This window comes from Thalassolituus sp. UBA675, from assembly GCF_002297765.1.
Lineage (GTDB): Bacteria > Pseudomonadota > Gammaproteobacteria > Pseudomonadales > Oceanobacteraceae > Thalassolituus.
The window spans coordinates 155,784-166,329 of record NZ_DBNJ01000001.1; the positions used below are offsets into that span (position 1 = coordinate 155,784).

The window sequence follows — 10,546 nt, forward strand, 5'->3', positions numbered from 1 at the left end:
AGGGTATAGATATCATCCGTTTCCTGAACAGACCTGTCAGTTTTTATGACTGAGGGCACAGGAGCGCTATCTGAATGATAAAAACAGTATTGATTGTTGAAGACCTTCCCGACGTTGCCGAATGGCTGACGGAACGGGCGGAAGACATCTTTCCGGGCGTCGCTGTACATCAGGCCGAATCGGTTACCGAGGCACTGCGTCACCTGGTGCTTCCGTCCATTGACCTTGCCTTAATTGATCTCGGATTACCCGATGGGCGCGGTGAGAGCATCATCCGTCATATCAAAGAAAGAAAGCCCGAAACTCTGTGTGTGGTTACGACCATCTTCGATGACTCAGAACATCTTTTTCCTGCATTGCGGGCGGGCGCAGATGGTTATCTGCTCAAGGATGAAACGAACGATGAATTTACTGCCTCGCTCCGCGGAATCATGGATGGGCGTCCACCGCTGTCGTCATCAATAGCTTTACAGGTTCTGAATTATTTTCGTCCTGGCCACAGTGAAAAAGTCGAGCTGACAAACCGGGAGCGTGATGTTCTGCACCTGATTGCTAATGGTTTGAGCGTAAAGCAGGCGGCTGATGCTCTAGGGCTGAAGCCCAATACAGTCTCGGGCTATATGAAAATTCTGTATCAGAAATTGCAGGTTTCGAATCGGGCCGAGGCTGCAGTAAAGGCCGTCAATATGGGCCTGATTGACCCATAAAAGGACTCTGACCCCATGAATATGGGGTTTTTGAAAACGCACTTCTTACTAGACTTCGGAAGTTATTTAAAGGGAGACAATCATGAAAACGTTAGCAGTTCCTTTCATCGCTCTGACACTTGCTATTGGCGGATGTGCCAGCATGGGAGGCGGCGAAGCCGAAGAGAAAAAAATTGAAGTAGTTACAGACAATCTCGAGAAAGTACAGGGAAGCAAAGAAGTTTACCTCGGGCAGTTTTCCGTAACCTTTGTTACCAAAGATAAGGCCTCGGCGACTTCCGAAAGTGGCATGTTCAGCAAAGACCGGGCATACGCAAAAGCCATTCTTAAATCTGAACTGAAAGGCATTCCGCAAGAAACTATGCAAGCCATTACGGAGGAAGCTTACAAGAACTTCGTCGCTAAACTGGAGGCAGACGGTTACGTTATCCGCAGTTATAAAGAACTTACGGCCAACAAAGACTGGGAAAAAATTGATACGTTGGAAACCCCGTATCAGCCCTCTTCTGTTGGCTCTTTCTTTAAAGGTGATAAAGGAAAAACCCTGACCTTTACTCCAGAAGGAATGGATCTCCTTTACTACAAGTCGTATCCCGCGGTACCTGGCGTGCCCATGGTTTATGACTTAGCGAAACTGGCTGGAGATCTGGACTACCCGGTGATCATGGCCGATTACCGTGTTCACTTCGCCAACCTGTCGGGCCAGACGGACCGCTCAATGGATTACAACACGGGTGAACGTACCTACAGCGCAGAAGTTTCCTTTGGTCAGGCGATTAACGTACAGCCAAATTCCGGCATTTCATTCCTGCGTGGGGTGTCCGGGACATTCAGTAACAAATCAGGCTACGCCCAACTTGAAACGCCGGTCATTATTGGTGGCGCGTACGGCGAAACTGAAGATACCACCTCAGGTGCTCAGAAAGCGGCGAATGCATTCAGCGGACTGTTAGGTATGGTCAGCGGTGGTTCATCTGATACCACTGAAGTCACTGTGAATGCTGATCCTGTCATTTATGCGCGTGGTGTACTTCAGGCCATCGACCTGACTAATGACGAAGTTCTGAAAGCCTTCACCTCCGGAGAGTAACCTCTTCGTTCTTTTCAGGGCCTTCGGGCCCTTTTTTCTGACCTTTTGAACAATTCAGGCAATAGATAGCACATGACCTGTTTCGACGTGTTATTTCAGGCAACTCCCATTTAAAGTCGGCCACTCCCTTGCACGGATACTGTCTATGAATCTCCGCTCTCAGGCCATGCTTTCGGTTCTGGTTCCTGTTATTTTTCTGGCGCTTATTGCACTGACTTCGCTGTCGCTGCCTGAGGCTGATGGCACTTTTAATACCTCTGACGGCCATGTTTTCTACTCTGACCTTGAGACCGATCCGAGGAGCGAGATCCAAACTGACCGGGTAATTGCTTTTGTGAATCGCACAGCGCAAGAGCAGCGTATAGTGGCGACGCCTGAACTCTTTATTGAAGAACCGGACAGTCTGCCTCTGATTGAAGACTATCGCAGAGTCATGGATGAGGTGGGTCTGGTTTCATCCTGGTTGCTGGATGATCAGCTCTCATTGGCACTGGACGACGGTCGCCTGATTGACGTTGATCCGCGGTCGAGAACGCTGGCGGATCTCAGGTTTGATTTCTGGATTCAGGCCTTCAGTGGCTTTCTTGCCGCTCTTATCTGTTTCCTGGTGTTGCTACTCAGTTCTGATAAAAGTGAACGCTCCGGCCGGATAGCATTTGTGATTACAGGCGTCGGCTTTGCGTTATCGAGCCTGTTTGCAGCCATTTACAGTACCCGCGATTTGTTTATTCAGGGGGATCTGTTTTTTGCAGCCTCGTTGATGAACCATCTTGGCTCTTCGTTGTTTGCTACTGGTCTGATTGCTTTTCTGTGGAATTACCCCGCAATACTGTTTGGCTCGCGCTTAGCCTGGTGCGTATTCAGTCTGCCACTGATTTCGACATTGAGTGCGCAGTTCTTTCCCGTGCACCCCGAGACAGCCGTTATGTTTTATCTGCCTTACGGTATTTCTTTGATCGCCGCTCTTATTGGTTTGTTTGTGCAGTGGATGAAGAGTGCGCCGGGGAGTGAAGAAAGAATAAAAGTACGTTGGATTTTTATATCGGTCGTGGCAGGAACGGGTATTTTCGCAATAACCGCTATTGTTCCTATGCTGATGGGGCGTCCACCTCTGGCCTCTCAGTCCATGGTGCTGGTGACGTTTGTCTTTATGTACTTCGGGATGTTGTTTGCTGTGATCCGGCACAGGGTGTTTGATCTTGATCCCTGGTACTTAAAAGTCTGGGGCTGGATCGCGGGTGGTATGGCCATCCTGATGATCGATATTTTGCTGACGTATCTGCTGTCGCGCAGTGGCCCTGAAACCTTAGCAATTTCTCTGGCCTTGGTCGGCTGGCTGTACTTTCCGGTGCGTCAGTTCTTTCTTGCGAGGCTGCTTCCAGCTCACCGTGGGGAGCTTGATCATTGGCTCAGGGATTCGTTGCCCGGGTTAGTAAATGATCGATACCTGAGCCGTGAGGAGCGTTTAACCGACGCGTTCAGAACCGTATTCTCTCCCCTGGATATCAGAATCTATACCGGCTCACATCCTCAGAAAAACGTTCTGCAACTGACGGCGCCAGATGCCTCAGGCGAAGCGAGATTTCTCGAGTTGTTGCATCCTTTTCAAGGCGCAAGAAACCTGACAGAAAATGATTTCAGAACCGCTGATTTAATTCGAGCGTTGGATGATCTGATCGACCGGACTCATGGTGCGCATGAGGAAGGTGTGCAGTCGGAGCGCCAACGAATCCGGCGCGACCTGCACGATGATATTGGGGCAAAGCTGCTGACCATTCTTCGCCGCAGTGCAGAAGAGGAGCAGGCATTGGTGCGTTCCGCCATTTCGGATTTACGCAACCTGCTTAATCACAGTTTCGATGCGCCCGATGGACTGGAGGCTTTATGTGTGTCAATGAAGGATGAGGCACAGGCGCGTTGCCAGGACTATGATGTGCCGCTTGTGTGGACGCAAGATGTTCCAGATCTCACGCTCACCAGAAACGGTTATTACCACCTTGAGCGTATTCTCCGCGAAGCTCTCAGTAATGCCCTGCGAGCAGGTAGTAACAGCATTGAGGTAAGCGCTTCTGTGAAAGGCCCGGCTCTGGTCGTCACCATGATAAATTACTGTAAATCATCGGATTCACCAGACCTGCCGCGCATTGATCAGGGCTTAGGGCAGGAAAGTATGCGCGCCAGAGCACAAGCGCTTGGCGCAGAAATTTCGGTAAAACCCCACGACGAACAGGGCACCGTCTGCTGGCAGCTTATATTGGAAGTGCCATTAGACGGGCCGCTACTCGACACTGTAGGGCTGGATGCTGCAATCAGCCAATCCCGTGAGTAATCATTGCCCCCGCGAGTTTCTTGAAACCATAGATGTTCGCCCCGCGGCTGTATGGATAAACGCCATCCTTTTTCTTTACATGCTGAATGCACCGCTCATGGATTTCTTTCATGATGCGGTTCAGTTCTTCATCAACGCGGGAAATTGGCCAGGTCGTTAGCTCAGCATTCTGAGACCGCTCAAGGCCCGATACAGCAACGCCGCCAGCGTTAGCTGCTTTCGCAGGGCCGTATAACGCGTAGGCGTTGAGGAATTGTTTACGTGCTCCGTCTGTTAGTGGCATGTTTGCGCCTTCGCACAGAATACGAACCTCATTGCCGAGTAAGGTTTCTGCGTCTTTATCATCCAGTTCATTCTGTGTAGCGCAAGGCAGCGCGATGTCAGCATTTTCTATGCCCCAGGGTTTCTTATCCTCCTGGTAATCACCAACGGAGGCTTCTTTAAGCCGGCCTTTATCGTCGAGTTTCAGTGACTTTATGGCGTTGAGCTCTTTTTCTGTCATTCCGTCTTTGAAATACAGAGTGCCACTCGAATCCGAAACAGTAAGAACAACAGCGCCTTCAGCGATGGCTTTCTCGGCGGCATGAAGCGCAACATTGCCTGAGCCTGAAATTAAGATACGTTTGTTATCCAGCGAGTCATCATGGGCTTGCAGCATTTCGCGTAGAAAATAAATAACACCGTAACCTGTTGCTTCTTCGCGGCCACAGCTGCCGCCGAACCCTGGGGTTTTGCCTGTGAGTACACCTTCCCAACGGTTATTGATACGAAGGTATTCGCCAAACATAAAGCCGATCTCATTACTGCTGACGTTAATGTCACCCGCAGGCACATCGGTATCCGGGCCTATGTGTCGATACAGCTCCCGCATAAAGGATTGGCAGAAGCGCATAATTTCACGCTGACTTTTTCCTTTAGGGTTAAAGTCAGATCCACCTTTGGCTCCGCCCATGGGTAAGCCGGTGAGTGCATTTTTAAAACACTGCTCAAAACCCAGAAATTTAAGAACACTCTCATTCACTGTCGGGTGAAATCGTAAGCCGCCTTTGTAGGCGCCAAGCAGATTATGAAACTGCACGCGCCATGCGCGGTTAACATGCACTTTCCCTTTATCATCTTCCCAGCTGACGCGGAATTTAATAATCCGGTCTGGCTCAATCAGGCGCTCGATGATATTCCACTCGGCATAGTCATCACTGCTTTCATATTCTTCGGCAATGTCGTCACAGACTTCTTTCACCGCCTGATGAAATTCCTCGGCATGAGGATGATAGTTTTCTAGTTATTCCTGGTATGTAACGGGGGATGACATGGACGTTTCCTGTGTACGGATAGGGTGCTGTTATTCGGTCAGGCAGGGCGTCCGCGCCCTGCCTTTTTCATCTTTATGAGAAGGTGATTTGTTTCTGTTTACTGATGTCTGGGCGATCCTGATTACCCAGAATGGCTTTCGCGGTTTGCCAGCTGAAACTGATCGGGTTAGCCGTAGAGGCAGACAGTTCGGCCTTTTCTGGTGAGAACGCCATTAATTGAAGGTTGTCGTCACGCTTGCCTTTGTCGTACCAGGCTTCAATATCGACAGACCATTTATTAGCAACGACTTCTGAGTCATTGACGACCTTAATACGTCCCTTGATGTCGGCCCAGAAATGTTCGGTTGAATCGCTGATGCAGATGCGTGCAGCGGGCTCACCCGACAGGCGGCCAAATGTTTCGCTTCGTTTATCAGTAAAGAACCAGATGGTTTCGCTATCAAGGTCTGGTTTGGCGGCCATAGGCTTCATAAAGTCAGTAACGCCATCTATTCCCAGCATGACTGCGGTTTCCTCGGAAAGTGCGTTCCACAGTGCGGCTTTTGGGTCATTCTGAAGTTGATCTAATGCGGCCATGAGAGACTCCTTAGCAAAAAGCTAGACAAGTGTTGTACATGGTGTGAGTGGCAGATAAGAAATTTGTTCCAATTTCTTTCACTGGCTGGCATTGCTGTATTGATTCACACAGAATCCCGCTCCGGATATCGCGCTTCTTTCCAGGTGGTGGGTGTATGTTTGTATGGCAGGGCAAATGGCGAGATAAATGAAAGAAACCAGCGTTACTCGTTTGAGAGCCCGACAGAAGGCGCTTTCACGCCGCGAATTCCTGGCCCGTGGTAGTAAACTTTCCCGGTGTGACGACTGCCTGTTGTCAGTGCGCCTGTGTGTCTGTGGACAGCGACCGGAGTCAGTTGCCGGTATTGCCGTTTGCCTTATCTACTATCAGGGTGAGGTCTTCAAGCCGAGCAATACGGGGCGGTTGATTGCAGATGTGCTCGAAGACAACCATGCCTTTCAATGGACGAGAACTGAGCCAGACAAAGATATGTTGGCGCTGCTCTCTGATCCGGCATACGCCCCCGTGATTGTTTTTCCGTATGAGTACGTTGAGGTAGAGCGCCAGCTGCGCGAAGAGCGAACTTTGGCAGAGTACATTGATGGACGAACGCCGCTTCTGATTTTTCTCGATGGCACCTGGCGCGAAGCGCGTAAGATGTACAGAAGTCCCTGGCTCGAATCGTTGCCGGTGATAGCCGTAGAGCCAGAAGCTCTGTCTGAGTATCGCCTGCGTGTTGCGGTGCGCGATCATCAATTGGGAACTGCCGAAGTTGCAATCCCCTTGCTGGAACGCCTTGGTCACCGGGAGGCAGCGCGTCGTTTACAGGCGTATTTTGATGTCTTCCGGGAGAATTATCTGGCAGGGCGCTCGAATAAATTCCCTGCTAATGAGAAGAGCGATTCAGCTCCGTCTTCAGAAAACTGACAATCCCGACGCCTGCGGGTACAATCGGCTTTTTTAAATCAGCCACAAGAAGCAATTCCTATGGGCCGCGCGTATCAGAACCGTAAAGAATCAATGGCCAAAACGGCCGCTGCAAAAACCAAAGTCTACTCCAAGTATGGCCGTGAGATTTATGTAACGGCCAAAGCCGGTGGTACAGACCCTTCAGGTAACCTGGCTCTGCGTTCATTGATTGACCGCGCGAAGAAAGATCAGGTGCCAAGCCACGTGATCGAGAAAGCACTGGATAAAGCCAGTGGCGGAACCGGCGAAGACTTCCAGCCGGCTCTTTATGAGGGTATTGCTCCGGGCGGTGCCATGGTGCTGATCAGCGCACTGACCGATAACGCCAACCGTACCTTCGGTGAGATCCGTGGTGTGTTCTCGAAGTGTAAGGCCAAGCTGGGTACACAAGGCTCTGTGTCGCACATGTTCGACCACCGTGCCATGTTCGTATTTGCCGGTGACGACGAAGAAGCGGCACTCGAAGCCCTGATGATGGCCGACGTCGATGTGTCTGACATCGAGTGCGAAGATGGCATGATCACTGTTCTTGTTCCACCGACCGAGTTCTTTAAAACCAAGACGGCTCTGCAGGAAATGAACCCGGATATCGACTTCGAAGTTGAAGAAATTACTTATCTGCCAACGATGGAACACCCGATAGCAGGGGATGACGTTGAACAGTTTGAGCGTTTCGCAGGGTTAATTAATGACCTCGAAGACGTTCAGGAAATCTACCACAACGGTTCATTTGAATAAGCCGTATGTTGGACAGATGATTGGCTAGTTAGTAGGTTAGAAACGGGAGCTTCGGCTCCCGTTTTTTGTGGGTGTCCATAGCCACCGATTCCTGTGAGGGAGTTGTCACTAAGCTGAAATAATTCTCGGTCATCCTGCGTCACTGATAAATATGTGACTCTGGGGAAGACGATGAAAACATCTCTGACAGCGCCCGCATTGAAGATCATTGTGCCTGCGATTCTCGCAGCGACTCTGGCAGCGTGCGGCGGCGACGATAGTAACAACAGTAATAACAACGCAAATACGGATACCAATACCGACACGAACACAGATGCAGGTAGCGAAACCAATAACAGCCCTAAGCTGGCGGATCTTGGAATCGAGTGTGAAACCGTTACGACGGCAACCGATACCTCCGTGGCGGGCACTCTTGAGCTGTCAGTGGTTGATACCTATGTGTCTGGCAATGAGTTCGATACGGCGTCTGCTGAGATCGTTTCGTACGACAAGTGCTCCGACAAACTGTATGTCGTGAACGCAGAAGACGCGACCGTTGACGTCCTCTCTCTGGCGCAGACCACAAGCGCGCCAAGTAAGCACGGCACGATCAACCTTTCTGCTGCAGCCACTGCGGCGGGTATAGAAATTGGCGCGGCTAACAGTGTGTCGGCGAAACAGGGTCTGGTAGCCGTGGCCATCGAAGCGGCAACTAAGCAGGACGCTGGCCTGATTGCTCTGTACCGCTCCGATACTCTGGAATTGATTGGTACTTACACGGCGGGTGCTCTCCCAGATATGGTGACCCTCTCTGAGGATGCACGTTACATCCTGACCGCTAACGAAGGTGAGCCAAGCGGTGATTACACCAATGACCCTGAAGGTTCTGTCACTATCGTTGATCTGCAGAACGGTTTTGGCCCGGATGACGCCGTTGTCTCTCAGGTCAGCTTTGCAGACTTTAATGTCGGTGGTAGCCGTGCCGATGAAGTCCCTGCAAGTGTACGTCTGCCTGGGCCTGCGGGCACCACAGTTGCACAGGATCTGGAGCCTGAGTATCTGGCATTAAACGCCGATGCTTCTATTGCCTGGGTAGCTATGCAGGAAAACAACGCGGTCGCCATTATTGATGTGGCTGACGCTCGTGTTGAGGGAATGAAGGGGCTGGGTAAAAAGTCCTGGAATTCAGCGTCGGGCAATGAGCTGGATGCATCTAACAAAGACGACGGCACGGGTGAGTTCGCCAGCTACGAGCAGCTGGTGGGCCTGTATATGCCAGACACCATCGTCAGCGTAGAGATCGACGGCGCGACCTACATCCTTACCGCTAACGAAGGCGACGGTCGTGAGTACATCTACGAGACGACTCAGCAGGCCTGTGATGCTGCTGGTCATGAGTGGGATGGCGATGACTTCGCACCGGGTGGTGAAGATGAAGACGCTGATGCCTACGCCAACGAAGAAGACGATTGCATCTCGTGGATTGATGAAGCCCGTGGTGGTGATATCGAAGAGCTGGTTGCAGAAGCACATCCTCTTAAGGCGGCTCTGGATGACAATGATCAACTGAAGCGTATCAAAGTAACGATGGATCAGGCGGAATACGCAGCCGGTGATGACATCGTGACCTTCGGTGCCCGTTCATTCTCGATCTGGGACGCAGCAGGCGACCTCGTTTATGACAGTGGTGATGTGATTGCCCAAAAAGTATTCGATACAGATCCAGAGGACTTTAACTCGACGAACGACGAGAACGACTCAGGCGACAACCGATCTGATGACAAAGGTACTGAACCAGAAGCGATCGAAGTTGCGCAGATTGGTGATCGTTTCTTTGCGTTCGTTGGTCTGGAGCGTCAGGGTGGCGTAATGGTGTTCGACATTACTGACCCAACTGAGCCTGTGTATCAGAGCTATCTGAACAACCGCGACTTTGATGCACCTGTCTGCACTGTGGTCGATGGTACAGAGTGCGACAACGACACTTACAGTGTTGATGCGGGTGATCTTGGCCCTGAGTCTATTGAGTACTTTACTCGTGAAGGAAAGCACTTCATTGCAGTCGGTAATGAAGTCAGCGGTACGACGACCGTTTACTCAATCGCTTTTCAGGATATCCGATAAACGTTAGCGAATAAGAAGCCCGGCTGTCGGATGGCAGTCGGGCTTTTTATTTTAGGGTATCCGGATTATCTGGTTGCTATGCGAAATTGAAAGGTGGGCGACAAGCAAAACTCACAACGGATTAACTGGTTGATAGGCCCTACATAACCACACTTGAAGCACCGTGAGGTGTCGGGATGGGCGAACAGGAGTCAGCAGAGGCCATATTAGGCTCTCTAACCAAGAGCTGAAGGGCTGAACCTGTCACGAGTGGATAGTTGACCACTCTCTGATGTGTACGAGCAGAAGCCTCCCCGGAGGGCTCTCGATAACTGTATGGCGGGCCGGAAGCCCAAAGACTGTCGAAGCGCTCAGAGCACACAGGCGAGCGAATTCAGCGGAACGAAGCTCAGCCCGATAATGGGGGACAGGAACCGCCGTGGTACGGATCCGTTTGCCCGGTGGTGTGAGAGGACGGGGGAGGCGACTCCCCCTCCTACTCGATTCTGCCCCGCCCTGAATAGAGTTCATCTGAAGTTTCTGTGTACATAGCTATCTGGCAATAATCAATTCCTGAAAAAGGGGCGCACCGACGCGCACGTGGAGTCGTCTGGCAGTCTGTCGGGATTAGGTTGTTAGGTCTCTCATAGCCAGAAAACCCCGGTTGGAAACCGGGGCTATGACAGAGAGGGAATGCAAAGGCGAACTCGCCGCCGATCAGTTGGCCTTGGGTTGTTGATCAGAAATTAACGCTGATCCCCA

8 protein-coding genes are annotated in these 10,546 nt (G+C 51.1%); 6 read left to right on the forward strand and 2 right to left on the reverse strand.

The genetic code is table 11. The features are described from left to right. Window positions 1-74 precede the first annotated feature (74 nt). The 3 genes from B3007_RS00690 (at window position 75) to B3007_RS00700 (ending at window position 4,126) form a co-directional block, all read left to right on the forward strand. On the forward strand, window positions 75-707 hold the full coding sequence (locus B3007_RS00690; RefSeq protein WP_301377859.1) for a LuxR C-terminal-related transcriptional regulator: 633 nt from the start codon (window positions 75-77) through the stop codon (window positions 705-707). An 82-nt stretch (window positions 708-789) separates the two neighbouring features. Continuing rightward, window positions 790-1,797, forward strand: coding sequence for a hypothetical protein (locus B3007_RS00695; RefSeq protein ID WP_068434835.1), 1,008 nt, complete (start codon window positions 790-792; stop codon window positions 1,795-1,797). 145 nt (window positions 1,798-1,942) lie between these two features. Beyond that, window positions 1,943-4,126 (forward strand): sensor histidine kinase, encoded by a 2,184-nt coding sequence (locus B3007_RS00700; RefSeq protein WP_301377860.1) that lies wholly within the window; start codon window positions 1,943-1,945, stop codon window positions 4,124-4,126. Here B3007_RS00700 and gdhA read toward each other — a convergent pair. Together gdhA and B3007_RS00710 are read right to left on the reverse strand one after the other, a co-directional pair. After that, a complete protein-coding gene (gene gdhA, locus B3007_RS00705; RefSeq protein ID WP_301377861.1) occupies window positions 4,107-5,366 on the reverse strand; it encodes an NADP-specific glutamate dehydrogenase in 1,260 nt (419 codons plus the stop codon). The two genes, B3007_RS00700 and gdhA, sit on opposite strands and share 20 nt — an antisense overlap. A gap of 145 nt (window positions 5,367-5,511) precedes the next feature. After that, window positions 5,512-6,015, reverse strand: coding sequence for a pyridoxamine 5'-phosphate oxidase family protein (locus B3007_RS00710; RefSeq protein WP_301377862.1), 504 nt, complete (start codon window positions 6,013-6,015; stop codon window positions 5,512-5,514). Window positions 6,016-6,202: 187 nt separating this feature from the next. Here B3007_RS00710 and B3007_RS00715 point away from each other — a divergent pair, with 187 nt between their 5' ends. From B3007_RS00715 to B3007_RS00725, 3 genes are all read left to right on the forward strand, one after another. Beyond that, a complete protein-coding gene (locus B3007_RS00715; protein ID WP_301377863.1) occupies window positions 6,203-6,922 on the forward strand; it encodes a tRNA-uridine aminocarboxypropyltransferase in 720 nt (239 codons plus the stop codon). Between the two features lie 60 nt (window positions 6,923-6,982). Further along, a complete protein-coding gene (locus B3007_RS00720; RefSeq protein ID WP_068434842.1) occupies window positions 6,983-7,702 on the forward strand; it encodes a YebC/PmpR family DNA-binding transcriptional regulator in 720 nt (239 codons plus the stop codon). Between the two features lie 171 nt (window positions 7,703-7,873). Beyond that, a complete protein-coding gene (locus B3007_RS00725; protein ID WP_301377864.1) occupies window positions 7,874-9,805 on the forward strand; it encodes a choice-of-anchor I family protein in 1,932 nt (643 codons plus the stop codon). Window positions 9,806-10,546: the final 741 nt, after the last annotated feature.